Source organism: Streptomyces sp. NPDC001617, assembly GCF_053596855.1.
In genome coordinates this window covers 25,991-50,269 of the sequence record NZ_JBSFHA010000029.1, presented here as the reverse complement: position 1 = coordinate 50,269, position 24,279 = coordinate 25,991, and the positions used below count along the sequence as shown (strand labels likewise).

25 protein-coding genes and 2 pseudogenes are annotated in these 24,279 nt (G+C 69.6%); 23 read left to right on the top strand and 4 right to left on the bottom strand.

Annotated elements, in window-relative coordinates; translation table 11 throughout:
• Positions 1 to 18: 18 nt before the first annotated feature.
• The 15 genes from prmC (at position 19) to ACWC09_RS22620 (ending at position 13,875) form a co-directional block, all read left to right on the top strand.
• Complete coding sequence (prmC, locus tag ACWC09_RS22690) at positions 19 to 864, top strand: peptide chain release factor N(5)-glutamine methyltransferase (protein WP_450852383.1); 846 nt, start codon at positions 19 to 21, stop codon at positions 862 to 864.
• Positions 865 to 916: 52 nt separating this feature from the next.
• Complete coding sequence (locus ACWC09_RS22685; RefSeq protein ID WP_450852382.1) at positions 917 to 1,564, top strand: L-threonylcarbamoyladenylate synthase; 648 nt, start codon at positions 917 to 919, stop codon at positions 1,562 to 1,564.
• Positions 1,561 to 2,241, top strand: coding sequence for an arsenate reductase/protein-tyrosine-phosphatase family protein (locus tag ACWC09_RS22680; RefSeq protein WP_450852381.1), 681 nt, complete (start codon positions 1,561 to 1,563; stop codon positions 2,239 to 2,241). The genes ACWC09_RS22685 and ACWC09_RS22680 overlap by 4 nt, the downstream gene beginning before the upstream one ends.
• A 115-nt stretch (positions 2,242 to 2,356) precedes the next feature.
• Positions 2,357 to 3,598, top strand: a complete 1,242-nt coding sequence (locus ACWC09_RS22675; protein ID WP_450852380.1) for a serine hydroxymethyltransferase — start codon at positions 2,357 to 2,359, stop codon at positions 3,596 to 3,598.
• Positions 3,599 to 3,747: 149 nt separating this feature from the next.
• The gene (locus ACWC09_RS22670) at positions 3,748 to 5,100 is read left to right on the top strand and encodes an MraY family glycosyltransferase (protein WP_450852379.1); all 1,353 of its coding nucleotides are present in this window, start codon (positions 3,748 to 3,750) and stop codon (positions 5,098 to 5,100) included.
• A gap of 303 nt (positions 5,101 to 5,403) precedes the next feature.
• The gene (locus ACWC09_RS22665) at positions 5,404 to 5,841 is read left to right on the top strand and encodes a hypothetical protein (RefSeq protein WP_450852378.1); all 438 of its coding nucleotides are present in this window, start codon (positions 5,404 to 5,406) and stop codon (positions 5,839 to 5,841) included.
• 273 nt (positions 5,842 to 6,114) lie between these two features.
• Positions 6,115 to 6,885 (top strand): F0F1 ATP synthase subunit A, encoded by a 771-nt coding sequence (gene atpB / locus ACWC09_RS22660; protein WP_450852434.1) that lies wholly within the window; start codon positions 6,115 to 6,117, stop codon positions 6,883 to 6,885.
• 75 nt (positions 6,886 to 6,960) lie between these two features.
• On the top strand, positions 6,961 to 7,197 hold the full coding sequence (locus tag ACWC09_RS22655) for an ATP synthase subunit c family protein (protein WP_310766993.1): 237 nt from the start codon (positions 6,961 to 6,963) through the stop codon (positions 7,195 to 7,197).
• A 39-nt stretch (positions 7,198 to 7,236) separates the two neighbouring features.
• Entirely contained in the window at positions 7,237 to 7,788 is a 552-nt protein-coding gene (locus ACWC09_RS22650) for a F0F1 ATP synthase subunit B (RefSeq protein ID WP_450852377.1), read from the top strand.
• Complete coding sequence (locus ACWC09_RS22645; RefSeq protein ID WP_450852376.1) at positions 7,785 to 8,600, top strand: F0F1 ATP synthase subunit delta; 816 nt, start codon at positions 7,785 to 7,787, stop codon at positions 8,598 to 8,600. Before ACWC09_RS22650 ends, ACWC09_RS22645 begins: the two co-directional genes overlap by 4 nt.
• A 129-nt stretch (positions 8,601 to 8,729) precedes the next feature.
• On the top strand, positions 8,730 to 10,319 hold the full coding sequence (gene atpA / locus ACWC09_RS22640) for a F0F1 ATP synthase subunit alpha (protein ID WP_450852375.1): 1,590 nt from the start codon (positions 8,730 to 8,732) through the stop codon (positions 10,317 to 10,319).
• A gap of 21 nt (positions 10,320 to 10,340) precedes the next feature.
• On the top strand, positions 10,341 to 11,258 hold the full coding sequence (locus ACWC09_RS22635) for a F0F1 ATP synthase subunit gamma (RefSeq protein WP_450852374.1): 918 nt from the start codon (positions 10,341 to 10,343) through the stop codon (positions 11,256 to 11,258).
• Positions 11,258 to 12,694, top strand: a complete 1,437-nt coding sequence (gene atpD, locus ACWC09_RS22630; RefSeq protein ID WP_450852373.1) for a F0F1 ATP synthase subunit beta — start codon at positions 11,258 to 11,260, stop codon at positions 12,692 to 12,694. The genes ACWC09_RS22635 and atpD overlap by 1 nt, the downstream gene beginning before the upstream one ends.
• A gap of 217 nt (positions 12,695 to 12,911) precedes the next feature.
• On the top strand, positions 12,912 to 13,286 hold the full coding sequence (locus ACWC09_RS22625; protein ID WP_450852372.1) for a F0F1 ATP synthase subunit epsilon: 375 nt from the start codon (positions 12,912 to 12,914) through the stop codon (positions 13,284 to 13,286).
• A gap of 142 nt (positions 13,287 to 13,428) precedes the next feature.
• Positions 13,429 to 13,875 (top strand): DUF2550 domain-containing protein, encoded by a 447-nt coding sequence (locus ACWC09_RS22620; protein WP_450852371.1) that lies wholly within the window; start codon positions 13,429 to 13,431, stop codon positions 13,873 to 13,875.
• On the opposite strand, the gene ACWC09_RS22615 is transcribed toward ACWC09_RS22620, so the two are convergent.
• The 3 genes and pseudogenes from ACWC09_RS22615 to ACWC09_RS22605 all read right to left on the bottom strand — a co-directional run.
• The gene (locus ACWC09_RS22615; RefSeq protein ID WP_450852370.1) at positions 13,862 to 14,011 is read right to left on the bottom strand and encodes a hypothetical protein; all 150 of its coding nucleotides are present in this window, start codon (positions 14,009 to 14,011) and stop codon (positions 13,862 to 13,864) included. The two genes, ACWC09_RS22620 and ACWC09_RS22615, sit on opposite strands and share 14 nt — an antisense overlap.
• Positions 14,012 to 14,242: 231 nt before the next feature.
• The gene (locus ACWC09_RS22610) at positions 14,243 to 16,063 is read right to left on the bottom strand and encodes a glycosyl hydrolase family 18 protein (protein ID WP_450852369.1); all 1,821 of its coding nucleotides are present in this window, start codon (positions 16,061 to 16,063) and stop codon (positions 14,243 to 14,245) included.
• Between the two features lie 106 nt (positions 16,064 to 16,169).
• Positions 16,170 to 16,274 (bottom strand): annotated as a pseudogene (locus tag ACWC09_RS22605) (DNA-binding response regulator); the annotation flags it as partial.
• 121 nt (positions 16,275 to 16,395) lie between these two features.
• Here ACWC09_RS22605 and ACWC09_RS22600 point away from each other — a divergent pair.
• The 4 genes from ACWC09_RS22600 to ACWC09_RS22585 are packed head-to-tail and all read left to right on the top strand — an operon-like array spanning position 16,396 to position 19,216.
• A complete protein-coding gene (locus ACWC09_RS22600; RefSeq protein ID WP_450852368.1) occupies positions 16,396 to 17,088 on the top strand; it encodes a response regulator transcription factor in 693 nt (230 codons plus the stop codon).
• Complete coding sequence (locus tag ACWC09_RS22595) at positions 17,085 to 18,548, top strand: sensor histidine kinase (RefSeq protein WP_450852367.1); 1,464 nt, start codon at positions 17,085 to 17,087, stop codon at positions 18,546 to 18,548. Before ACWC09_RS22600 ends, ACWC09_RS22595 begins: the two co-directional genes overlap by 4 nt.
• 54 nt (positions 18,549 to 18,602) lie before the next feature.
• A complete protein-coding gene (locus ACWC09_RS22590) occupies positions 18,603 to 19,010 on the top strand; it encodes a hypothetical protein (RefSeq protein ID WP_450852366.1) in 408 nt (135 codons plus the stop codon).
• Entirely contained in the window at positions 19,010 to 19,216 is a 207-nt protein-coding gene (locus ACWC09_RS22585) for a hypothetical protein (protein ID WP_450852365.1), read from the top strand. Before ACWC09_RS22590 ends, ACWC09_RS22585 begins: the two co-directional genes overlap by 1 nt.
• Before the next feature lie 31 nt (positions 19,217 to 19,247).
• Here the strand turns inward: ACWC09_RS22585 and ACWC09_RS22580 are convergent, their stop codons facing one another.
• The gene (locus tag ACWC09_RS22580; RefSeq protein WP_450852364.1) at positions 19,248 to 19,820 is read right to left on the bottom strand and encodes a cob(I)yrinic acid a,c-diamide adenosyltransferase; all 573 of its coding nucleotides are present in this window, start codon (positions 19,818 to 19,820) and stop codon (positions 19,248 to 19,250) included.
• A gap of 78 nt (positions 19,821 to 19,898) precedes the next feature.
• Between ACWC09_RS22580 and ACWC09_RS22575 the strand changes: the two are divergent.
• The 4 genes and pseudogenes from ACWC09_RS22575 to ACWC09_RS22560 form a co-directional block, all read left to right on the top strand.
• Positions 19,899 to 20,045 (top strand): annotated as a pseudogene (locus ACWC09_RS22575) (TetR/AcrR family transcriptional regulator); the annotation flags it as partial.
• A gap of 138 nt (positions 20,046 to 20,183) precedes the next feature.
• Positions 20,184 to 21,032 (top strand): 3-hydroxyacyl-CoA dehydrogenase family protein, encoded by an 849-nt coding sequence (locus tag ACWC09_RS22570; protein ID WP_450852363.1) that lies wholly within the window; start codon positions 20,184 to 20,186, stop codon positions 21,030 to 21,032.
• Positions 21,033 to 21,170: 138 nt separating this feature from the next.
• Positions 21,171 to 21,494 carry an STAS domain-containing protein gene (locus ACWC09_RS22565; RefSeq protein WP_450852362.1) on the top strand — a complete coding sequence of 108 codons (324 nt, stop codon included), beginning with the start codon at positions 21,171 to 21,173 and terminating at the stop codon, positions 21,492 to 21,494.
• A gap of 230 nt (positions 21,495 to 21,724) precedes the next feature.
• Entirely contained in the window at positions 21,725 to 24,262 is a 2,538-nt protein-coding gene (locus ACWC09_RS22560; protein WP_450852361.1) for an ATP-binding protein, read from the top strand.
• The last annotated feature ends 17 nt before the right edge of the window (positions 24,263 to 24,279 follow it).

Below are 24,279 nucleotides of genomic sequence, written 5' to 3'. Positions count from 1 at the left end.
TACGACACGGAGGAATGCGTGAACCTGCTGCTCGCAGAGGTGGCACAGGCCACCCAGCGGCTGGCCGACGCCGGCGTGCCCTCGCCGCGCAACGACGCGGAGGAGCTCGCCGCGTTCGTGCACGGCGTGAAGCGGGGCGAGCTGCACTCCGTGAAGGACTCGGACTTCGACGCCCGCTACTGGGAGGTCATCGCCCGGCGCGAGCAGCGCGAGCCGCTGCAGCACATCACCGGGCGTGCCTACTTCCGGTATCTCGAACTCCAGGTGGGGCCGGGCGTGTTCGTGCCGCGCCCGGAGACCGAGTCCGTGGTCGGGTGGGCCATAGACGCCGTGCGCGCCATGGACGTCGTGGAGCCCCGCATCGTCGACCTGTGCACCGGCTCCGGCGCCATCGCGCTCGCCCTCGCCCAGGAAGTCCCGCGCTCCCGCGTGCACGCCGTGGAGCTGTCCGAGGAAGCGCTCCAGTGGACCCGTAAGAACGTCGAGGGCTCCAGGGTCGACCTGCGCCAGGGGAACGCCCTGGACGCCTTCCGCGACCTCGACGGCCATGTCGACCTCGTCATCTCCAACCCGCCCTACATTCCGCTCACGGAGTGGGAGTACGTCGCTCCCGAGGCGCGGGACTACGATCCCGAACTCGCCCTGTTCTCAGGGGAGGACGGCCTCGATCTCATCCGCGGTCTGGAACGGACCGCACACCGGCTCCTGCGCCCCGGCGGCGTCGTCGTCATCGAGCACGCCGACACCCAGGGCGGCCAGGTGCCGTGGATCTTCACCGAGGAGCGGGGCTGGGCCGACGCGGCCGACCACCCGGACCTCAACAAGCGCCCCCGGTTCGCCACGGCCCGCAAGGCACTGCCGTGACCACCGCCCCGACTTCCATCAGGCAGTACGTGTACGAGGAGGCCCGCTAGACATGGCTCGGCGATACGACACCAACGACGCGACCGACCGCACGACCGGTCTGCGCGAAGCCGCGTCCGCCGTCCGCCGTGGCGAGCTCGTGGTCCTCCCGACCGACACGGTGTACGGCATCGGCGCGGACGCGTTCTCCTCGGAGGCCGTCGCCGACCTGCTCGACGCCAAGGGCCGGGGCCGCAACATGCCCACCCCTGTGCTGATCGGGTCCCCGAACACCCTCCACGGTCTCGTCACCGACTTCTCCGAGCCGGCCTGGGAGCTGGTCGACGCCTTCTGGCCGGGCGCGCTGACGCTCGTCGCCAAGCACCAGCCGTCCCTCCAGTGGGACCTGGGCGACACCCGCGGCACGGTCGCCGTGCGCATGCCACTGCACCCGGTCGCCATCGAGCTCCTGACGGAGGTCGGTCCCATGGCCGTCTCCTCCGCCAACCTGACCGGCCACCCGGCGCCCGAGGACTGTGACGCCGCCCAGGAGATGCTCGGCGACTCCGTCTCCGTCTACCTCGACGGCGGCCCGACCCCGGGCAACGTCCCGTCGTCGATCGTCGATGTCACGGGCCCCGTGCCCGTGCTGCTCCGCGAGGGCGCCCTCTCGCCCGACGAGCTGCGGAAGGTCGTACCCGACCTCGAGGTGGCCAATTGACAGCCCCTGACGCGGGGCGTGGCATAGGCAACGGGGAAAGTGCGGCGGAGATCACGACGACGTTCGTGGGGCTGCCGCGCGACAGCTTCCGCATCCTCCACGTCAGCACCGGCAACGTGTGCCGCTCGCCCATCACCGAGCGGCTGACCCGGCATTACGTGAAACAGCGGCTCGGCATCCTGGGCGGCGGGCTGATCGTGGAGAGCGCGGGCACCTGGGGTCATGAGGGCGCCCCCATGGAGGCCAACGCGGAGACCGTGCTGGCCGACTTCGGCGCGGACGCCTCCGGCTTCTTCGGCCGGGAGCTCCTCGACGAGCACGTCATCATGGCCGACCTGGTCCTCACGGCCACCCGCGACCACCGCGCCCAGGTCATCTCCATGGGCCACTCGGCGGGCCTGCGCACCTTCACCCTGAAGGAGTTCACCCGCCTGGTCCGTGCGATAGACCCGGCGACCCTGCCGCCCCTGGAGGACGGCGTGGTGGTCCGCGCGCGTGCCCTGGTCCGAGCGGCGGCGGCTCTACGCGGGTGGCTCCTGGCCCCGACCCTGGAGGCCGACGAGGTCTACGACCCGTACGGCGCCCCGCTGGGGTTCTTCCGCTCGGTCGGCGACGAGATACACCAGGCGCTGGATCCGGTCGTCACAGCGCTCACGGGCGTACCCGCGAGGACGTAACAACCGAGCACCCCACGGGTCCCGGGCCTACATTGGTCGTACGTCATCACGGCGAGTGAGCCGAAGGGGACGCCCCGGAGGCTGACCGCCCACACAGCGTCGCTCGGAGTCCACCATGTCGGTCACCCATGCCCCTCAGACCGCCGACGTCCTGCGGCGCCAGGACCCCGAGCTGGCCGAGATCCTGCTCGGTGAGCTCGACCGGCAGTCGACGACGTTGCAGCTGATCGCCGCCGAGAACTTCTGCTCGCCGGCCGTGCTGGCCGCGCTCGGGTCGCCGCTCGCGAACAAGTACGCCGAGGGGTATCCCGGGGCCCGGCATCACGGCGGGTGCGAGATCGTCGACGTGGCGGAGCGGGTCGCCGTCGACCGGGCGAAGGCGCTGTTCCGGGCCGAGCACGCCAATGTGCAGTCCCATTCGGGGTCGTCGGCCGTGCTGGCCGCGTATGCCGCGCTGCTGCGGCCCGGGGACACCGTCCTCGCTCTTGGCCTGCCCTACGGCGGTCACCTCACCCATGGCTCGCCCGCCAACTTCTCCGGCCGCTGGTTCGACTTCGTCGGGTACGGGGTCGACGCCGAGAGCGGGCTCATCGACTACGACCAGGTCCGGACACTGGCCCGCAACCACCGGCCCAAGGCGATCGTCTGCGGTTCCATCGCCTACCCCCGGCACATCGACTACGCCCTCTTCCGCGAGGTGGCCGACGAGGTGGGGGCCTATCTGATCGCCGACGCGGCCCATCCGATCGGGCTCGTCGCCGGGGGAGCGGCGCCCAGTCCGGTGCCGTACGCCGACGTCGTCTGCGCGACCACCCACAAGGTGCTGCGCGGGCCCCGCGGCGGGATGATCCTGTGCGGGAGCGAGCTGGCCGAGCGGGTCGACCGGGCCGTCTTCCCCTTCACCCAGGGCGGCGCGCAGATGCACACCATCGCCGCGAAGGCGGTCGCGTTCGGCGAGGCGGCGACACCGGCGTTCTCCGTGTACGCCCATCAGGTGGTCGCCAACGCGAGGGTTCTCGCGGCCGGGCTCGCGGCGGAGGGCCTGGTCGTGACGACCGGCGGGACCGACACGCATCTCATCACCGCCGACCCCGCACCCCTCGGCGTCGACGGCCGCACCGCGCGCGGACGGCTCGCCGCGGCCGGGATGGTGCTGGACTGCTGCGCCCTGCCGCACGGCGACGCGCGCGGGCTCAGGCTCGGTACGGCGGCCGTGACCACGCAGGGAATGGGCGAGGAGGAGATGGCGTATATCGCCGCACTCTTCGTGGGAGTGCTGCGCGGGGAGGTCGAGAGTCAGAAGGCGCGTGATCAAGTGCGCGAGCTGGCCGGTAGATTTCAGCCGTATCCGGGCTGAGCGGGGGTAGGCGCACCCGCGTACACCTGCGTGCAACCGCACGCACAGCCACGCGTGCAACCATCGTCGCTACCCGGAAGTCCCCACTCGTATGCGTCCGTCGCTAGGGTGTGGGGCTGAGATGGCCAGCGAGACCTGTGGGGAAGCCTGTGCGTGAATACCTGCTGACGCTCTGCATCACGGCCGCGGTGACGTATCTGCTGACTGGGCCGGTACGGAAGTTCGCGATCGTGGCCGGAGCCATGCCGGAGATCAGGGCCCGTGACGTGCACCGGGAGCCCACTCCGCGTCTCGGCGGTATCGCGATGTTCTTCGGTCTGTGCGCCGGCCTGCTGGTCGCGGACCATCTGACCAACCTCAACCAGGTCTTCGAGAAGTCGAACGAACCGCGGGCGCTGCTCTCCGGAGCGGCGCTGATCTGGCTCATCGGCGTCCTCGACGACAAGTTCGAGATCGACGCGCTCATCAAGCTCGGCGGCCAGATGATCGCCGCGGGCGTGATGGTCATGCAGGGTCTGACGATCCTGTGGCTGCCCGTCCCCGGCGCCGGCAACGTCGCGCTGACCCAGTGGCAGGGCACCCTGCTGACGGTGGCGCTCGTCGTCATCACCATCAACGCGGTGAACTTCGTCGACGGCCTCGACGGCCTCGCCTCCGGCATGGTGTGCATCGCGGCCGCCGCGTTCTTCCTGTACGCCTACCGGATCTGGTACTCGTACGGCATCGAGGCGGCCGCCCCGGCCACGCTGTTCTCGGCGATCCTGATGGGCATGTGCATCGGCTTCCTGCCGCACAACATGCACCCTGCGCGGATCTTCATGGGCGACTCCGGCTCGATGCTGATCGGGCTGGTGCTGGCCGCGGGTGCGATCTCCATCACGGGACAGGTCGACCCGGACGCGCTGAAGCTGTTCGCCGGGTCCGAGAAGGCGGCCGTGCACCAGACGGTGCCCGTCTACATCCCGCTGCTGCTCCCGCTGACGATCATCGCCATCCCGGCCGCCGACCTGGTCCTGGCGATCGTGCGGCGCACCTGGCGCGGTCAGTCGCCGTTCGCCGCGGACCGGGGTCATCTGCACCACCGGCTGCTGGAGATCGGCCACTCGCACAGCCGGGCCGTGCTGATCATGTACTTCTGGTCGGCGCTGATCGCGTTCGGTGCGCTCGCCTACTCGGTCAACTCCGCGTCAATGTGGATCGTGCTCGGCATCGTGATCCTCAGCGCGATCGGCCTGGTCCTGCTGCTGTTGCCGCGCTTCACCCCGCGCACCCCGCGCTGGGCCGAGGCCTTCGTGCCGCCCCGCTACCGTCGCCGTCGCGCCGCCCGTATCGCCGCGTCAGCTCCCTTGCAGGAGGCGGCAGTTGAGGCCGCGGAGGCCGCCACGGACGACGCGGAGCCGCGCACTCCGGTCGTGGCAGGTGTGTCGGGAGTCAACGGAGCGACCGCTCTGAGCGCCCGTTCGCGCTTCCTGGACAGGCGAAAGGCCGGAACGTCGCGCTGACGTCGGCAAGGTAAGAATCTGACTAGAGCATTGCCAAGTCGTGGGGGAGCAAAGCTCCCCAATACCAGACAAGTCACCCCTGTTTTTGCGCAGACGGGCACGGTCACTCTCATGTGTGACAGCGAGCACACCCACTTGGTAAAGACCGCATCAAATAGTTTGTGATACGGTTCACGAGAACCCAGGAGAGAGCTGAAGGACCGTAGTGCGACGGTCCATTGGCCGCGAGTTCCCCACTCGCCCCGGGACTACGCTCGTCCATGACGACACCCCCCCGCCCCCTGTGAAAGCGGAGTTGCCGCCATGCCGTCCAATGACGTCCGGAACCTCTTGCAGACCGCTGTGCCCACAGCGGCTGTCGGCGTGATCACTGTCGCCGTCAGCGCTGCGGTCGCCGGCGGCAAGGGTGCGCTCGGCGCGGCGGTCGGTGTGGTGCTCGCGATCCTGTTCATGGGAATCGGCCTGTACGTCCTGCAGTGGACGGCAAAAACGCTCCCGCAGTTGTTCCAGGCCATGGGGCTGATGCTTTATGTCGCCCAACTCCTGCTGCTCCTGATCTTCGTGGCCGTCTTCAAGGACACCACTCTCTTCAATGCGAAGGCGTTCGCCGTCTCGCTCGTCGTCTCGACCGTCGTGTGGATGGCCGCGCAGGCTCGTGCGCATATGAAGGCCAAGCTTTTCTACGTCGACCCGGACTCGGAGAAGAGCGGTAAGTCCGAGAAGACAGGGTCGTCGTCGTGAGGGGTAGGGGTGGGATAAAGGCTTACGAGATCTCCTGCTATCGTCCGGTGCCAACTGCGGCATCGCGGGCGCGGGCATCCGAGCTGACGCCTGCTCAAGCGCGAGGCTCGATGCCCCTCAGCCGCCCCCACATTCGTCACACCAGTCCGGTGCCGACCCGCGGCAGCATGCCGCGCCGACACAACGAGGTTGCCGTACCCATGCGTCACGCCGAAGGAGCCCGCGGTGAGTGCTGACCAGACCCAGCTCGCCTTTGACTGGAGTTGTCGGATCATGTCCGACAACGGGTGCGGCTTCCCGGCTCCGGGCCTGCACTCGTTCCTGTTCGAGCCGATCGCCACGGTCGGGGGCGTCGAGTTCAACAAGGTGATGCTGCTCTCGCTCATCACCAGCGTTCTCGTAGTCGTCTTCTTCTGGGCGGCCTTCGGAAAGGCGAAGGTGATCCCGGGCAAGCTGCAGATGGTCGGCGAAGCCGGTTACGACTTCGTGCGCCGCGGGATCGTCTACGAGACGCTCGGAAAGCGCGAGGGCGAGAAGTGGGTGCCGCTCATGGTGTCCCTCTTCTTCTTCATCTGGATCATGAACATCTGGTCGGTGATCCCGCTGGCCCAGTTCCCGGTGTCGTCGGTCTTCGCCTTCCCCGTCGTCCTGGCCGCGCTCGTCTGGCTCCTCTGGGTCGGTCTGACGTTCAAGCGTCACGGCTTCGTCGGTTTCTTCAAGAACATCACCGGCTACGACAAGTCGCTCGGCGCGGTGCTGCCGCTCGTCATGGTCATCGAGTTCTTCTCGAACCTGCTCGTCCGCCCGTTCACGCACGCGGTGCGACTCTTCGCCAACATGTTCGCGGGTCACCTGATGCTGGTGATGTTCACCGTCGCCTCCTGGTACCTGCTGAACAGCTACATGATCCCGGCCGCCGGCGTCTCGTTCGTGATGACCATGATCATGATCCTCTTCGAGCTTTTCGTGCAGGCCGTCCAGGCGTACGTCTTCGTGCTGCTGGCCTGCTCGTACATTCAGGGCGCTCTCGCCGAGCACCACTGAGCACCACCTGCCTGCAACCCCCCAGTCGTCCGGTGGCCAACCCCCACCGGTCCGTTAAGAGAAGGAAGAATCAGCATGGCTGCCACTGAGACCCTTGCCGCCGTCTCCGGCTCGATTGGCTCCGTCGGTTACGGCCTCGCCGCCATCGGCCCCGGCGTCGGCGTCGGCATCATCTTCGGTAACGGCACCCAGGCCCTCGCCCGCCAGCCCGAGGCGGCCGGCCTGATCCGCGCCAACCAGATCCTCGGCTTCGCGTTCTGTGAGGCGCTCGCCCTCATCGGCATCGTTATGCCGTTCGTGTTCGGTCAGTAATTCGGTCCTGACCCACACGTAGCGACGAAAGGCACTGATGTGATCGCCAACCACTTGGTACAGCTGGCGGCCGAGGAGAAGCAGAACCCCCTCGTCCCGGCTGGTCCCGAGCTGCTCGTTGGAGCCATCGCCTTCGCCATCGTGTTCTTCTTCTTCTGGAAGAAGCTGCTCCCGAACATCAACAAGGTTCTGGAGGAGCGCCGCGAGGCGATCGAGGGTGGCATCGAGAAGGCCGAGGCGGCTCAGGTCGAAGCCCAGAGCGTTCTCGAGCAGTACAAGGCCCAGCTCGCCGAGGCCCGGCACGAAGCCGCGCGTCTGCGCCAGGAGGCGCAGGAGCAGGGTGCCACGCTGATCGCCGAGATGCGCGCCGAAGGCCAGCGGCAGCGCGAGGAGATCGTCGCCGCCGGTCACGCGCAGATCGAGGCCGACCGCAAGGCCGCCGCGTCCGCGCTGCGGCAGGACGTCGGTCAGCTCGCGACCGAGCTGGCCGGCAAGCTCGTCGGCGAGTCCCTCGAGGACCACGCCCGGCAGAGCCGCGTCATCGACCGCTTCCTCGAGGACCTTGAGGAGAAGGCCGAGGCCGCGCGATGAACGGAGCGAGCCGCGAGGCCCTGGCAGCCGCACGCGAGCGTCTCGACGCGCTGACGGACTCGACGTCCGCCGACGCGGCGAAGCTCGCCGACGAGCTGGCCGCCGTCACCGCGCTGCTCGACCGCGAGGTGTCGCTGCGTCGGGTCCTGACCGACCCGGCGCAGGCCGGTGAGGCCAAGGCCGAGCTGGCCCAGCGCCTGCTCGGCGGTCAGGTCGGCGGCCAGGCCGTCGACCTGGTGTCCGGCATGGTGCGTTCCCGCTGGTCGCAGTCCCGCGACCTGGTGGACGCCCTGGAGGAGCTGGCCGCCACCGCGGACCTCACCGCCGCGCAGAGGGCCGGCGCGCTCGACGACGTCGAGGACGAGCTGTTCCGCTTCGGGCGGATCGTCTCCTCGAACACCGAGCTGCGCGCCGCGCTGACCGACCGCGCCGCCACCACCTCGGCCAAGATCGAGCTGCTGCACCGGCTGCTCGGCGGCCGTGCGAACGCGGTGACCGAGCGTCTGGTCACGCGCCTTGTGACCGCGCCGCGGGGACGTAGCCTGGAGTCGGGACTGGAGTCCCTGTCCAAGCTCGCCGCCGAGCGCCGGAACCGCCTGGTCGCGGTCGTCACCTCGGCGGTGCCGCTGAGCGACACGCAGAAGCAGCGCCTGGGCGCCGCCCTCGCGAAGCTCTACGGCCACACGATGCACCTCAACATCGACGTGGACCCCGAGGTCCTCGGCGGGATCCGGGTGCAGGTCGGCGACGAGGTCATCAACGGCTCGATCGCGGACCGCATCGAGGACGCCGGCCGCCGCCTGGCGGGCTGAGCAGCAACTTCATAAGCAGTAAGCAGTACGTACCTACGGCCCGGTTGGGTCGTGCAGAGGATTCCTGGGGGTCGCCCCCAGACCCCCAAGTTGAAACTTCGGGCCCAACAAGGAGAGCAGGGAACCCAGATGGCGGAGCTCACGATCCGGCCGGAGGAGATCCGGGACGCGCTGGAGAACTTCGTCCAGTCGTACAAGCCGGACGCGGCCTCGCGCGAGGAGGTCGGTACGGTCACCCTTGCCGGCGACGGCATCGCGAAGGTCGAGGGCCTCCCCTCGGCCATGGCCAACGAACTGCTGAAGTTCGAGGACGGCACGCTCGGCCTCGCGCTCAACCTCGAAGAGCGCGAGATCGGTGTCGTCATCCTCGGCGAGTTCAGCGGCGTCGAAGAGGGCCAGCCGGTCACCCGCACCGGTGAGGTCCTGTCCGTCGCCGTGGGCGAGGGCTACCTCGGCCGCGTCGTCGACCCGCTCGGCAACCCGATCGACGGCCTCGGCGAGATCGAGACGTCCGGCCGCCGCGCCCTTGAGCTGCAGGCCCCCACGGTCATGCAGCGCAAGTCGGTGCACGAGCCGATGGAGACCGGCTACAAGGCCGTCGACGCGATGACCCCGGTCGGCCGTGGCCAGCGTCAGCTGATCATCGGTGACCGCCAGACCGGCAAGACCGCCCTGGCCGTCGACACGATCATCAACCAGCGCGACAACTGGCGCACCGGCGACCCGAAGAAGCAGGTCCGCTGCATCTACGTCGCCATCGGCCAGAAGGGCTCCACCATCGCGTCCGTGCGCGGTGCGCTGGAGGAGAACGGCGCGCTGGAGTACACGACCATCGTCGCCGCCCCCGCGTCCGACCCGGCCGGCTTCAAGTACCTGGCGCCGTACACCGGTTCGGCCATCGGTCAGCAGTGGATGTACGAGGGCAAGCACGTCCTCATCATCTTCGACGACCTGTCGAAGCAGGCCGACGCCTACCGCGCCGTGTCGCTGCTGCTGCGCCGCCCGCCGGGCCGCGAGGCCTACCCGGGTGACGTCTTCTACCTGCACTCCCGTCTGCTGGAGCGCTGCGCGAAGCTCTCCGACGACATGGGCGCCGGCTCGATGACCGGTCTGCCGATCGTCGAGACCAAGGCCAACGACGTCTCGGCGTTCATCCCGACCAACGTCATCTCCATCACCGACGGCCAGTGCTTCCTGGAGTCGGACCTGTTCAACGCCGGTCAGCGCCCCGCGCTGAACGTCGGTATCTCCGTCTCCCGAGTCGGTGGTTCCGCGCAGCACAAGGCGATGAAGCAGGTCGCCGGCCGGCTCCGCGTCGACCTCGCCCAGTTCCGTGAGCTGGAGGCGTTCGCCGCCTTCGGTTCCGACCTGGACGCCGCGTCGAAGGCGCAGCTGGAGCGCGGTCAGCGCATGGTCGAGCTGCTGAAGCAGGCCCAGTACCAGCCGATGTCGACCGAGGACCAGGTCGTCTCGGTGTGGGCCGGCACCACCGGCAAGATGGACGAAGTCCCGGTAGCCGACATCCGCCGCTTCGAGAAGGAGCTCCTGGAGTACCTGCACCGCAAGGAGCAGGGCCTCATGACCTCCATCCGCGAGGGCGGCAAGATGTCGGACGACACCCTCACCGCTGTTGCCGACGCGATCGCCGAGTTCAAGAAGCAGTTCGAGACCTCGGACGGCAAGCTTCTCGGCGAGGACGCCCCGGCCGCCGCCAAGTGACGTAAGGAAGGGACCTGACTCATGGGAGCCCAGCTCCGGGTCTACAAGCGTCGCATCCGATCCGTCACCGCGACCAAGAAGATCACCAAGGCGATGGAGATGATCGCCGCCTCGCGCGTCGTCAAGGCGCAGCGCAAGGTGGCGGCGTCCACGCCGTACGCGCAGGAACTGACGCGTGCGGTCACGGCGGTCGGTACCGGCTCGAACACCAAGCACCCGCTGACCACGGAGGCCGAGACGCCGACCCGTTCCGCGGTGCTGCTCCTCACGAGCGACCGTGGTCTCGCCGGTGCCTTCAACTCCAACGCCATCAAGGCCGCGGAGCAGCTGACCGAGCGTCTTGAGGCCGAGGGCAAGGAGGTCGACACGTACATCGTCGGCCGCCGCGGTCTGGCCCACTACAACTTCCGCGAGCGCAAGGTCGTGGAGTCGTGGTCGGGCTTCACCGACGAGCCCACGTACGCGGACGCGAAGAAGGTCGCGGGTCCGCTGATCGAGGCCATCGAGAAGGACACGGCCGAGGGCGGCGTGGACGAGCTCCACATCGTCTTCACCGAGTTCGTGTCGATGATGACGCAGACGGCGCTCGGTGACCGTCTGCTGCCGCTCAGCCTCGAAGAGGTGGCGAAGGAGGCGGCCCCCAAGGGCGAGATCCTTCCGCTGTACGACTTCGAGCCCTCGGCGGAGGACGTCCTCGACGCCCTGCTGCCGCGCTACGTGGAGAGCCGGATCTACAACGCGCTGCTCCAGTCGGCCGCCTCCAAGCACGCCGCCACGCGGCGCGCGATGAAGTCGGCCACCGACAACGCGGGCGAGCTGATCACCACGCTCTCCCGACTTGCCAACGCGGCCCGCCAGGCCGAAATCACCCAGGAAATCAGCGAGATCGTCGGTGGCTCCGCAGCCCTGGCCGACGCGACCGCGGGGAGTGACAGGTAATGACGACGACAGTTGAGACGGCCGTTGCCACGGGCCGCGTCGCCCGGGTCATCGGCCCGGTCGTCGACGTGGAGTTCCCCGTCGACGCGATGCCGGAGATCTACAACGCGCTTCACGTCGAGGTGGCCGACCCGGCCAACGCCGGCGAGAAGAAGATGCTGACCCTGGAGGTCGCCCAGCACCTGGGTGACGGCCTGGTCCGCACCATCTCCATGCAGCCCACCGACGGTCTGGTCCGCCAGGCCCCGGTCACCGACACCGGCTCCTCCATCACCGTGCCGGTCGGCGACTTCACCAAGGGCAAGGTGTTCAACACCCTCGGTGAGGTGCTGAACGTCGACGAGAAGTACGAGGGCGAGCGCTGGGGCATCCACCGCAAGGCCCCGAACTTCGACGAGCTCGAGTCGAAGACCGAGATGTTCGAGACCGGCGTCAAGGTCATCGACCTGCTGACCCCGTACGTCAAGGGCGGCAAGATCGGTCTGTTCGGCGGCGCCGGCGTCGGCAAGACGGTGCTCATCCAGGAGATGATCTACCGTGTCGCCAACAACCACGACGGTGTCTCCGTGTTCGCCGGTGTCGGCGAGCGCACCCGTGAGGGCAACGACCTGATCGAGGAGATGTCCGACTCGGGCGTCATCGACAAGACCGCGTTGGTCTTCGGTCAGATGGACGAGCCCCCGGGCACCCGTCTGCGCGTGGCCCTCGCCGGTCTGACCATGGCGGAGTACTTCCGCGATGTGCAGAAGCAGGACGTGCTGTTCTTCATCGACAACATCTTCCGCTTCACGCAGGCCGGTTCCGAGGTCTCGACCCTGCTCGGCCGTATGCCCTCCGCGGTGGGTTACCAGCCGAACCTGGCCGACGAGATGGGTCTCCTCCAGGAGCGCATCACCTCGACCCGTGGTCACTCGATCACCTCGATGCAGGCGATCTACGTCCCCGCGGACGACCTGACCGACCCGGCCCCGGCCACCACCTTCGCCCACCTCGACGCGACGACGGTTCTGTCCCGTCCGATCTCCGAGAAGGGCATCTACCCGGCCGTGGACCCGCTGGACTCCACGTCCCGCATCCTGGACCCGCGCTACATCGCGCAGGCCCACTACGACGCCGCCATGCGCGTCAAGACGATCCTGCAGAAGTACAAGGACCTCCAGGACATCATCGCGATCCTCGGTATCGACGAGCTCGGCGAGGAGGACAAGCTCGTCGTCCACCGTGCCCGTCGTGTGGAGCGCTTCCTGTCCCAGAACACCCACGTCGCCAAGCAGTTCACCGGCGTCGACGGGTCGGACGTCCCGCTGGACGAGTCGATCGCGGCCTTCAACTCGATCTGCGACGGCGAGTACGACCACTTCCCGGAGCAGGCGTTCTTCATGTGCGGTGGCATCGAGGACCTCAAGGCCAACGCCAAGGAGCTGGGCGTCTCCTGAACTCCCTGAGTTCGAAGTGAACCCTGCGGTTCACGGCTGAGGGGGCGGGGTACGTCCCGCCCCCTCTTTCACACCCACTGCTGCATTGCCCGGGGGGCGACCCCCAGATCCCCGGCAGTATCCCGGGGCGGGCCCCGGCATATTGGTGCTCGGCGCCCTACTAGACTTGCCAACGACACCCGGCATGAGACGTCGGGTGGTGACCCGAGGAGCCACCTTGGCTGCTGAGCTGCACGTCGCGCTGGTCGCGGCCGACCGAGAGGTCTGGTCCGGCGAGGCCACCCTGGTCGTCGCGCGCACCACGTCCGGCGACATCGGCGTCATGCCCGGTCACCAGCCGCTGCTCGGTGTGCTGGAGTCGGGCCCGGTGACCATCCGTACGAGTGATGGTGGAACGGTCGTCGCCGCGGTGCACGGCGGTTTCATCTCGTTCGCGGACAACAAGCTGTCGCTGCTGGCCGAGATCGCCGAGCTGTCGGACGAGATCGACGTCCAGCGCGCCGAGCGCGAGCTGGAGCGTGCGAAGGCGGAGGGCGACGCCGCCGCCGAGCGGCGCGCGGACGTACGACTGCGTGCGGCGACGACGAGCTGAACCCCCGCGAGCCTGTATGACGTCACTCAGCCGCGGTCGGCACCGGAGCGATCCGGAGCCGACCGCGGCTGAGGCAGATATGGATGTTTTTTCCGTTCCGTTACCTATTTTCGGTACCTAGGAGACGAGGAGGTCGGTGTCGATGATCCTCGCTCTGACTGTGTGCGGAGTCGTCGTGGCCCTGGTGGTACTGGGGCTGTTCGTGTTCGGACTGCGCCGCAGACTCATCCAGCGCTCCGGCGGCACCTTCGACTGCTCCCTGCGCTGGGACGTCCCCGAGAAACCGGACACCTCCGGCAAGGGCTGGAGCTACGGCGTCGCCCGCTACAACGGGGACCGCATCGAGTGGTACCGCGTCTTCTCCTACGCCTACCGCCCCCGCCGCGTCCTGGAACGCGCCGCGATCGAGGTGGCCGGCCGCCGCCTCCCCGAGGGCGAGGAAGAGCTGGCGCTGCTCTCCGACGCCGTCGTCCTGACCTGTCTGCACCGGGGCACACGCCTCGAACTCGCCATGAGCGAGGACGCGTTGACCGGTTTCCTGGCCTGGCTGGAGGCGGCTCCCCCCGGTCAGCGCGTCAACGTTGCCTGACACAGACCGGGTTCGGGGCGTCGTTCTGGGCGACGACGACCTGGTGCTGCTCCGGGCTGAACGTCACCGTTATGTTCACCGGCGACACGGCCAGCAGAGCCGCGACCGCCGCTCCCGCGAAGCCCCCGTAGTTCATCCCCCTGGAAGCGGCCGGCTGGTCGGTCTTATGGGACCTGTGGGACCTGCGCTTCATTCTTCCCCCCGAATGAGTTATTCCGTTTGCTGTCTGAGATACAGGATGTGCCCGGTCAGAGGCCTGCCGCACCCGCCGACCTTCCTGCCGCGGGGACCGAACGGCCCCATGCCGCGCACGCCTGGGGCGCGCGGCCTGTGCCGCGCGCCCCAGATTTGGATATATGCGTATCTGTCAGCCGAGTCCGCTGTTGATCGCGCTCACCAGCTCTCCGTCGCTGGTGTCACCGCTGAACTCCCAGAAGAACGCTCCGCCGAGCCCCTGGGACTTGGCCCAGCTCATCTTCCCGGCGATGGTCGACGGGGTGTCGTACGACCACCAGTTGCCGCCGCAGTGTGCGTAGGCCGTTCCGGCGATCGTGCCGGTCACCGGGCAGGACGTCTTCAGCACCTTGTAGTCCTCGATGCCCTGCTCGTACGTCCCCGCGGCCGCGCCTGTGGCGGTGCCGCCCGGGGCATCCTGCGTCACCCCGGTCCAGCCGCGGCCGTAGAAGCCGATGCCGATGAGCAGTTTGCTCGCGGGGACGCCGATCGCCTTGTACTTGGCCATCGCGTCGGCGGTCGTGAAGCCGGCCTTCGGGATGCCGGAGTACGAGGTGAGCGGGGAGTGCGGGGCGGTCGGTCCGGTCGAGTCCCAGGCGCCGAAGAAGTCGTACGACATCACGTTGTACCAGTCGACGTAACTCGCGGCGCCCGCGTAGTCGGCGGCCTCGATCTTGCCGCCGGAGGAGCCGTCCGCGGTGACGGCGGCCGTGACCAGGGCGCTGGAGCCGAACCTGGCGCGCAGCGCGGACATCACGTTCTTGAAGGCCGCTGCTCCGCTGGTGTCGCAGGAGAGGCCGCAGGCGTTCGGGTACTCCCAGTCGATGTCGATGCCGTCGAAGACGTCGGCCCAGCGTGAGTCCTTCACCAGCTTGTAGCAGGAGTCGGCGAAGGCGGCCGGGTTGGCCGCGGCCTGGGCGAAGCCGCCGGACCAGGTCCAGCCGCCGAAGGACCAGATCACCTTGAGGTTCGGGTACTTGGCCTTCAGCTCGCGGAGCTGGTTGAAGTTGCCGCGCAGCGGCTGGTCCCAGGTGTCCGCGACGCCGCTCACCGACTGGTCGGCGGTGAAGGCCTTGTCGTAGTCGGCGTAGGAGTCGCCGATCGCGCACTGGCCGTTGGTGACGTTGCCGAAGGCGTAGTTGATGTGCGTGATCTTCGACGCCGAGCCCGAGGTCACCAGGTTCTTGACGTTGTAGTTGCGGCCGTAGATGCCCCACTCGGTGAAGTAGCCGAGTTTGACCTTGCCGCTCGTCGTCGGGGGAGTGGTCCCGCCGGTGGTGTGCACGGCGACCGCGCCGCTGACCGGGCCGGTCTGGTCGGCGGTGTCGCGGGCCTGGACGGTGTAGGAGTAGTCGGTGCCGGCGGTGAGGCCGGTGTCCGAGTAGCTCGTGGTGGTGACGGTCGAGACGACCTTGCCGTCCCGCAGGACGTCGTAGTTCTTGACGCCCTTGTCGTCGGTGGCGGCGGACCAGCTCAACTTCACCGAGGTGTCGGTGACGGAGGAGGCGGTCGGGGTGCCGGGCGCGGAGGGAGCCGTGTCGCCGGGAACGGTGGTCCCGTCACAACTGTCGCCGTTGAGCTTGCAGTTGCTCGGCGATCCCGAACCCGTGCCGTTGAAGCCGAAGGAGACGGAGGCGCCGGGGGCGAGGGTGCCGTTGTAGGACTTGTTCTTGGCGGTCCAGTGGGTGCCGGAGGACGTCACGTCCGCGTCCCAGGCCGAGGTGACGGACGTACCGGAGGGGAAGTCCCACTCGACCGTCCATGAACTGATCGACGCGCTACCGGTGTTGGTGACCGTCCACTTGCCCTCGAAGCCGGTGCCCCAGTCCTGGGTCTTGGCGTAGGTGGCGGTGGCGTTGGTCGCGGCCTGGGCGGGGCTCGCGAGACCGACCAGGCCGGCCAGCGGGAGCAACAGGGTCGCGAACCCTGCCAGCGCTCTGTGTCTGAAGCGCATGTCGCGCCTCCTTAGCGGGGGTTGGGGGCGTGACTGAGCCTTCACACCCACGGTGCCGCGAGAATAGAAAGGTCTGTACCATCGGTCAATAGGTCTGGACCACTTATCAGAAAGCTCGCTGGATCCCCAACTCCTGTGCCAGTAGCGCTGATTGGACCCGGCTGCGCAGCTCCAGCCTCCCGAGGAGACGGCTGACGTGCGTCTTCACCGCCACGGCCTGGCCCGCGCCGGCCACGAGGGCTGCCTGGGCACTGCTTCCGGCGGCGATCCGGTACCTCGGCGACGGCGACGTGTCCTCGTCGTACGCTGGCCGAGCGCTGAGGGGAGGGTGCATGAGTGAGACGGGCGGTTCCGGCGCGGTGCTGGTCGTGGACGACGACGCGGCCATCCGGCGCTCGCTGGAGCGCGGGCTGCGGTTGAGCGGCTTCCGGGTGCGTACGGCGGAGGGCGGCCGTGAGGCGCTCGCCGCGATCCAGGAGGCGCCCCCGGACGTGCTCGTCCTGGACGTCTCGATGCCCGGCATGAGCGGCATCGAGGTCTGCACCCGGCTTCGCGACGACGGCCGGGACCTGCCCGTCCTGATGCTCTCCGCCCTCGACGAGACCGCCGACCGCATCGCCGGGCTCCAGGCGGGCGGTGACGACTACCTGGTCAAGCCGTTCGCCCTGCAGGAACTGGTGCTGCGGCTGCGCGCGCTGCTGCGGCGCAGGCCGCCCGTGGGGGAGCCGCTGCGGGTGGCGGGGCTGGTCATCGACCCCGGTGCCCGCACCGCCGCGCGGGACGGACGGCCGCTGGAGCTGACCCGGCGCGAGTTCGAGCTGCTCGAGGTGCTCGCCCGCAACGCCGGGATCGTGCTCACCCGCGACCAGCTGCTCGACCGGGTGTGGGGCTACGACTTCGACGTGCGCACCGACGCCGTCGACACGTTCGTCAGCTATCTGCGGCGCAAGCTGGAGGCGGACGGGCGGTCCCGGCTGGTCCACACCGTGCGCGGAGTCGGCTTCGTACTGAGGGAAGAACCGTGAGGCTGTCCACCCGCATCGGGCTCGCCGTCGGCGTCACCGTCCCGCTCCTCGTCCTGGCCTCCGGCTGGCTGCTCCTCCAGCTCGTCAACCACGACCTGCACAGCGTCGAGGACGACCATCTCCGCACCCGCGCCACCGCCCTGACCTCTCAGGCCCGCGCCCTGCTCCGGGCCAGCGCCAACAACCGCCCCAAGGCCGCCGACACCCGCGAACGGCTGCTGTTCAGCGCGGCCCTCGACGTCGGCGTACGTGTCGTCGGCCCGGACGCCACCTTCAGCGGCGGCCCGCAGCCGGACGCCTCGGCACGGCTGCCCGCGCAGGCGACCACCCCGGTCACGGTCCGGGACGGCGGCACCAGCTGGCGCGCGCTGTCCGTGCCGATCACCACCGCCCGCGGCTCCGGCACCCTGTGGGTCTTCGCGCCCAACGCCGCCGACCAGGCCCAACTCCGGCTCGTCCGGCGCCGGGTGGCCGTGACGACCCTGCTCGCCGCGCCCCTGTCCGGCCTGCTCGCCTGGGGCGTGGCCACCGGGGCGACCGGCCCCCTGCGCCGCCTCGGCCGCCGTACCGCGGGCCTCGACCCGCGCACCAGCACCGCCCGCCTCCCCGACGAGCCGAGCGGGGTCACCGAGGTCGACGACCTGGCCGCCACCCTCCGCACCGTCCTCGCCCGCTACGACGAACAGGCCGCCCGCACCGCCGAGGCCTTGGACACCGCGCGCTCCTTCTCCTCGGCCGCCGCCCACGAACTGCGCACCCCGCTCATGAGCATGGGCACCAACCTCGACATCCTCACCGCCCACCCCGACCTCCCCGAACCCGACCGCACCGAGGTCCTCACCGACCTGCGCACCGAACACGCCCGGCTGCTCAACCTGCTGGTGATGCTGCGCGAACTGGGCCGCGGAGACCTGGTGGAAGCGGAGGCCTTCCGGACGGTCGACCTCACCGAGGTGGCGGACGCGTCGGTGGCGGAGGCCCGTCGGCGGGTTCCCGAGGCGCGGATCACGCTGGAGGCGGCACCCGGGCCGACGGTCCATGGCTGGGAGCCGGGGCTGCGGCTGCTGCTCGACAACCTGCTGACCAATGCGCTGGCACACGGGCGGGACGCGACCGGCCGGGCGACGGTGACCGTCGGGGTGCGGCGCGCGGGTGATCAGGTCGTGGTGATGGTCGACGACAGCGGCCCGGGGGTCCCTCCGGACGCCCGCACCCGCATCTTCGACCGTTTCGCACGCGGCCCCGCCAGCTCCGGCTCCGGGCTCGGCCTGACCCTGGTCGCCCAGCAGGCGGCCCTGCACCGGGGAGCCGTCACGGTCACCGACACCCCGTCCGGCACCGGCGCCCGCTTCGAGGTACGGCTGCCCTCCACCGGCGGCCCGCTCCCCGCCCACCGCGACTGGCTGATCGACACGGCCGGGACAAACCGGTCACAGAGTTTCCCCAAAGACGGTTCCTAGCCTCCCTCGCATGCGGACGGACGAAGGGGGCCGTCCGCGGGAACGGAGGATCAGATGAACGTACGACGACCCCGGCGCACCGTCCTGGTGGGACTCGCCGCTGCCGCGGTGCTGGCGACCGGCACGGGGGCGGCGGTGGCCGACGGCACGACCACGCCGGCACCCGCGGCCACGCCGACCGGCGACGGGGCACAGGCCCTGTGCAAGCGGGCGCCGAAGATCGACCAGCGCATCGACCGCGCGCTGAAGCGGCTGAACGCGGGCGCGGACAAGCGCGGCTCGATCGCCCGCCTGCAGCAGCGTGTGGACAACGCCAAGTCGGCCGGTCACCACGAGATCGCCACGTATCTCCAGGACCGCCTGACCTTCCGCAAGTCCCTGCTGCCGACGCTGGAGCAGCGGCAGAAGGACCTGGCCGACGTCCAGACCTGGTGCAAGGACAACAACGGGGGCGCCGGCTGATGCGTCTGAAGGTCGCGGCCATCGCGGTCGTCCTGCTGGCGGGCCTGACGGCGGGCTGTACGCACGACGGAAGTACGGCGGAGAAGGCCCCCGCCACCACCTCCGGCCCCTCCGGCTACTCGGAGATGCAGAACAAGGTGGCCGCCGCCGAGTCCGCGCTCGCGCAGGCGGACAAGGACGCGGCCCAGGACGACACGGGCCGCTGAGAAGAGATGGGGAGGGCGGGGGGCGGTGTGGTCAGCGCTCCCCGCCCGGCACCCACAGGACGTCCCCCACGGCCTTGTTCGCCGTCCTCGCCAGGATGAACAGGAGGTCCGACAGACGGTTCAGGTAGGTCGCGGTGAGGGGGTTCATCACCTCACCGTGCACCTCCAGTGCCGCCCACGTGGAGCGCTCGGCCCGACGTACGACCGTGCAGGCCTGGTGCAGCAGGGCCGCGCCCGGGGTGCCGCCCGGCAGGATGAAGGAGCGGAGCTTCTCCAACCGCTCGTTGAAGCGGTCGCAGTCCGCCTCCAGCTTGTCGACGTAGAACTGCTCGACACGGAGGGGCGGGAACTCCGGGGTCTCCACCACCGGCGTCGACAGGTCCGCGCCCACGTCGAACAGGTCGTTCTGGACGCGGGTGAGGACCTTGACGATCTCCTCGTCGAGCCCGCCCAGCGCGATCGCCGTGCCGATCACCGCGTTCGCCTCGTTGGCGTCCGCGTACGCGGAGATCCGCAGGTCGGTCTTGGCGACCCGGCTCATGTCACCGAGGTTGGTGGTGCCCTTGTCGCCGGTCTTCGTGTAGATGCGCGTCAGATTGACCATGCGACCAGCGTAATGAGGCTCCGTCCGTCAGGAGCATGTCTGTGCCCACTGTCACGGTGAGCGCGGCGGAGGTGGCGGAGGACGGTCGTCGCAGCCATCGGCCGCCGGATGCTCGGCGGGCGCAATCCGGACGAAGTGTCACGGGAGGTACTCGCGCTTCTCGACTGCGTCGAGGACCTGTTGGGCGAGAAGGTGCTCAACTACTCCGTCCGAGGGGCTCGATGACCCGCCCCGGTGTGATGTCCGTCAGATGAGACGTGACGCGCATTACTTACCGGTCACACAGCCCCTCACGAGCGCTAAGGTCCGCCGAAGAGGCATGGATAAACAGCGTGTAAGGCGTTTCAAAGGGGAGTCGCAAACGTGGCACGGAAGCTTGCCGTCATCGGCGCCGGCTTGATGGGTTCCGGGATCGCCCAGGTCTCCGCTCAGGCGGGCTGGGACGTCGTCCTCCGGGACGTCACCGACGAGGCACTGAAGCGTGGCACCGACGGCATCAAGGCCTCGTACGACAAGTTCGTGAGCAAGGGGAAGCTGGAGGCGCACGACGCCGACGCCGCCCTCGGCCGCATCACCGCGACCACCGACCTGGACGCCGCCGCGGACGCGGACATCGTCGTCGAGGCCGTCTTCGAGAAGCTGGAAGTCAAGCACGAGATCTTCCGCGCGCTCGACAAAATCGTGCGCCCGGACACCGTGCTCGCCTCCAACACCTCCGCGATCCCGATCACCAAGATCGCGGCGGCCACCGAGCATCCCGAGCGGGTCGTCGGTGTCCACTTCTTCTCGCCGGTCCCGATGATGCAGCTCGTCGAGCTGGTCCGCGGGTACAAGACGAGCGACGAAACCCTCGCCACCGCACGGGAGTTCGCCGAGTCCGTCGGCAAGACCTGCATCGTCGTCAACCGGGACGTCGCGGGCTTCGTGACGACCCGTCTGATCTCCGCCCTCGTCGTCGAGGCCACCAAACTCTATGAGTCCGGTGTCGCGACCGCCGAGGACATCGACCTCGCCTGCAAGCTGGGCTTCGGACACGCCATGGGCCCGCTGGCCACCGCCGACCTGACCGGGGTCGACATCCTGCTGCACGCCACCAGCAACATCTACACCGAGTCGCAGGACGAGAAGTTCGCGCCGCCGGAGCTGATGCGCCGGATGGTTGACGCCGGTGACATCGGACGCAAGAGCGGGCAGGGCTTCTACACGTACTGAGCATTCGTGCGGGGCGTCGCCCCCTAGGGTGAATTCGGTATCGGTTCGCTTACAGACGGCAACCTGTCCGCCGCTGAAGCAGTCAGACGATGCACAGCCACCGTCACGGAGTACGCAACGCACTCACGGGGAGCGCATATGTTCATCAGGGGCGACCACGCCGAGCTGGTCGTCGGGGGCCGCCTCGACGTCCGCAGCGCGGCGGACGCCCGTACGGTCCTGCACACGGCCGTCGACGACGGAGTCGGCGACCTGGTGCTCGACCTGTCCGAACTGGACTCCTGGGACGCCACCGGACTCGGGGTGATCATGGGTGTCCACCGACGGGCCGGCCGCTGCGGCCGACGACTGGTGCTGCGCGACGTACCGCCGCAGATGCAGCGCCTGCTGGTGGCCACCCGACTGCACCGGATCCTGGCGATCGAGGGAGGCATCGGGGTGGAGTCGCTGCCCAGGGTGTGATCGTTCCGGCTGCGAAACACAGGTCGAGCGCAATCCTCACGAGACTGTGACGTCTCGGGCGGCGCGGTACCCCGGGCTGTCGTAGATACTGTGCGAAGGTTTAGGGTTCGGCTGCCCGCCACCCGGAGAACCACCCCGAGCGGGCACCGGACCAGAAGCGACAGCGTGGTGTGCGGCAAGGCCGGGAGGGGCTGTATCGGCACACGAGCGCTTTTGGGGGGCTTGAACCTATGGACCCGAACAACCGGGGACCCGAGGAGTACGGCCATGACGGCGACGGCAGCGCGCCGCGCCAGCGCCCGCCCAGGGACCCCCTCACACCCGACTTCGGACAGCACACGCCGACGCTGGCGCGCACGGTGCAGCTCGTCACGGGCGACCATCTGCTGACCGTCAACCCCGTCGACGGCAGCGAGATAGAGGCCTGTCCGCCCGGCGAACGACCGGACCGGCCCGAGAAGCTCACCCCGGCCGAGCGGGTCGAGGTGGACCGCGCGGCCAAGCCGCCCGTCCCGCCGGGCCCGGCCCTGCCGTCCCTGCCGCTCCTGGAGCGCCAGGACGAGCGCGAGCGCCTGGTCCGCCTGCTCGCCCGTGGCCGTTCCGTACGCCTCACCGGCCCCGCCGGCTCCGGCCGCACCGCGCTCCTCGACCTGGTCGCCGAGGACTGCTCCGACCTCGCCCCCGACGGCGTGGTCCGCCTCAACGGCTTCCACCGCACCGCCGACGAGCTCCTCCACGACCTCTTCTACGCCGTCTTCAACGCACCCCTGCACCGCCCGGAACGGGACGAACTGCGCGGGTACGTCCGAGAGATCGGTGCCGTCGTCGTCCTGGACGACGTCGAGTTCGGCGGCGCCGTCCTCGACGACCTGCTCGACGCGACCCCCGAGTGCGCCTTCCTGATCGGCGCCACGCCCGACGTGCCCTCGCCGTCGGCCGACTCCGTCCTGGAGGAGGTCTTCCTCGGCGGGCTGGAGCGCGCGGGCGGCGTCGACATCATCGAGCGCGTCGTCGGCCGGGTCCTCACCGAGGAGGAGGCCAACTGGGCCGGCGACCTCTGGTTCGAGTCCGAGGGCCTGCCCCTGCGGTTCGTGCAGGCCGGCGCCCTGCTGCGCCAGCGCGACCAGCAGCGGGTCGGCACCGGCGTCGTCGACGAGTTCGGTGTCTTCGCGGACGCCCTGCCCGTCGACGCGCCCTTCGAGACGCCATTCGGTGTCGAGGAGGGCGACGAGATACCTCTGCCCTCGCTCGGCGAGGCAGCCGCGCCCGCCCCGCTGCTCGCCTCCAAGCTGAGTGCCTCGGCCCGCGCCACGCTGCGCTTCGCGGTCGCCCTCGGCGGCGAGGTGCCGCACCAGGCCCACCTCCCCGCACTCGTCGGCGACACCCACGCGGACGCCGCCCTCGGCGAGCTGGCCTCCTGCGGCCTGGTCTCCCCGGTCGGCTCCCGCTACCGCCTCGCGGCCGGAGTGCTGCAGCAGCTGGAGGCCGCCGGCTACAACGACGACGTCGACGCCCGCGCCCTGACGGCCGCCCAGCACTACGCCTGGTGGGCCGGACACCCGTCGGTCACCCCGGAGCGGGTCTGCGCGGAGGCCGACGCCCTGCTGGCCGCCCTCGGCCTCCTGGTGCCGGACACGACCGCGCCCGCCGAGGGCGAGGAGTCCGTCACCGTTCAGCTGGCCCGCACGGCCGCGCCCGCCTTCGCGGCGGGCCTGCACTGGAGCGCCTGGGAGCGGGCCCTGCGGTCCGGCGCCGAGGCCGCCCGCCTCTCCGGCGAGGTGTCCGAGCAGGCCTACTTCCACCACGAGTTGGGCATCCTCGCGCTCTGCCGCGGGGACTTCGACCAAGCCCGCACCGAGCTGGAGACCTCGCTGGGCCTGCGCGGCGCGATCGCCGACAAGCGCGGCACGGTCTCCGCCCGCCGGGCCCTCGCCCTGGTCGCCGACCGCACCGGCACGGCACCGGGCCTGGTCGCGATGGCGGGCGAGGAGGTCCCCGACGCCCGCTACGAGGAGTCGCAGTCACCCCCAGGGGGCGTACCGGCGGCCTTCTCGGGCTTCCCGCCCCTCCAGCCCCCGGTCCCCTCCACCGGCGAGACCTCGACGATCGTCGTGAACCGTGCCGCGTCCGGCTCGGCGCCCAAGCAGCACCGCGCCGGCATCCGGGGCCTGGCCCGCCGCAACCTCGTGGCGGCCGGCGCGGGCGCGCTCCTGGTGGCGGTCCTCGGCACGGTGGTCACCCTCGGCGCCACGTCCAACAACGACGCCAACAACCCGTCCGACAAGGTGGGCGTCAATCCGTCGGCCAGCCAGGGCCTCGACGACGGCTCTCTCGGCGCGGACAAGCCGAAGACCGACAAGGGCGACACCGGCACCGCGACGAGCAGGCCCACCGACCCGGGCCCGGACGGCACCTACGGCACCTCGGACGACCCGACGCCCCCGTCGGACAACGGCAGCACGCCGTCGGACAACCCGAGCGGCACGAAGGGGTCGGGCGGTTCGTCGAGCACGCCGTCGAAGTCGTCCACGCCCACGAAGTCGACATCGCCGACGCCCACGAAGTCGACGTCGCCGACGCCTACGAAGTCGGCGGACCCGTCACCGAGCGACACGTCTTCGCCGACGCCGACGGAGACGACATCACCGACCACCACCAACTCGGCCAGCGCCCCGATCACCTCCACCGCCCCCATCACCAGCGCCCCGGCGGAGACGAGCAGTTCGGCCGTCGCGACGCAGAGCACCAGCTCGGGCGACGTGATCTGAACGGCAGCACGAAGGGG

Excerpts from the sequence above, each read along its gene's own strand:
- ACWC09_RS22620 (WP_450852371.1), top strand. The coding sequence starts at position 13,429 with ATGATCCTCGCTCTGACTGTGTGCGGAGTCGTCGTGGCCCTGGTGGTA.
- ACWC09_RS22610 (WP_450852369.1), bottom strand. The coding sequence starts at position 16,063 with ATGCGCTTCAGACACAGAGCGCTGGCAGGGTTCGCGACCCTGTTGCTC.
- atpA (WP_450852375.1), top strand. The coding sequence starts at position 8,730 with ATGGCGGAGCTCACGATCCGGCCGGAGGAGATCCGGGACGCGCTGGAG.
- ACWC09_RS22615 (WP_450852370.1), bottom strand. The coding sequence starts at position 14,011 with ATGAACTACGGGGGCTTCGCGGGAGCGGCGGTCGCGGCTCTGCTGGCC.
- atpB (WP_450852434.1), top strand. The coding sequence starts at position 6,115 with ATGTCCGACAACGGGTGCGGCTTCCCGGCTCCGGGCCTGCACTCGTTC.
- atpD (WP_450852373.1), top strand. The coding sequence starts at position 11,258 with ATGACGACGACAGTTGAGACGGCCGTTGCCACGGGCCGCGTCGCCCGG.
- ACWC09_RS22655 (WP_310766993.1), top strand. The coding sequence starts at position 6,961 with ATGGCTGCCACTGAGACCCTTGCCGCCGTCTCCGGCTCGATTGGCTCC.
- ACWC09_RS22675 (WP_450852380.1), top strand. The coding sequence starts at position 2,357 with ATGTCGGTCACCCATGCCCCTCAGACCGCCGACGTCCTGCGGCGCCAG.
- ACWC09_RS22565 (WP_450852362.1), top strand. The coding sequence starts at position 21,171 with ATGTTCATCAGGGGCGACCACGCCGAGCTGGTCGTCGGGGGCCGCCTC.
- ACWC09_RS22685 (WP_450852382.1), top strand. The coding sequence starts at position 917 with ATGGCTCGGCGATACGACACCAACGACGCGACCGACCGCACGACCGGT.
- ACWC09_RS22645 (WP_450852376.1), top strand. The coding sequence starts at position 7,785 with ATGAACGGAGCGAGCCGCGAGGCCCTGGCAGCCGCACGCGAGCGTCTC.
- ACWC09_RS22600 (WP_450852368.1), top strand. The coding sequence starts at position 16,396 with ATGAGTGAGACGGGCGGTTCCGGCGCGGTGCTGGTCGTGGACGACGAC.
- ACWC09_RS22560 (WP_450852361.1), top strand. The coding sequence starts at position 21,725 with ATGGACCCGAACAACCGGGGACCCGAGGAGTACGGCCATGACGGCGAC.
- ACWC09_RS22580 (WP_450852364.1), bottom strand. The coding sequence starts at position 19,820 with ATGGTCAATCTGACGCGCATCTACACGAAGACCGGCGACAAGGGCACC.
- ACWC09_RS22635 (WP_450852374.1), top strand. The coding sequence starts at position 10,341 with ATGGGAGCCCAGCTCCGGGTCTACAAGCGTCGCATCCGATCCGTCACC.
- ACWC09_RS22590 (WP_450852366.1), top strand. The coding sequence starts at position 18,603 with ATGAACGTACGACGACCCCGGCGCACCGTCCTGGTGGGACTCGCCGCT.
- ACWC09_RS22665 (WP_450852378.1), top strand. The coding sequence starts at position 5,404 with ATGCCGTCCAATGACGTCCGGAACCTCTTGCAGACCGCTGTGCCCACA.
- ACWC09_RS22585 (WP_450852365.1), top strand. The coding sequence starts at position 19,010 with ATGCGTCTGAAGGTCGCGGCCATCGCGGTCGTCCTGCTGGCGGGCCTG.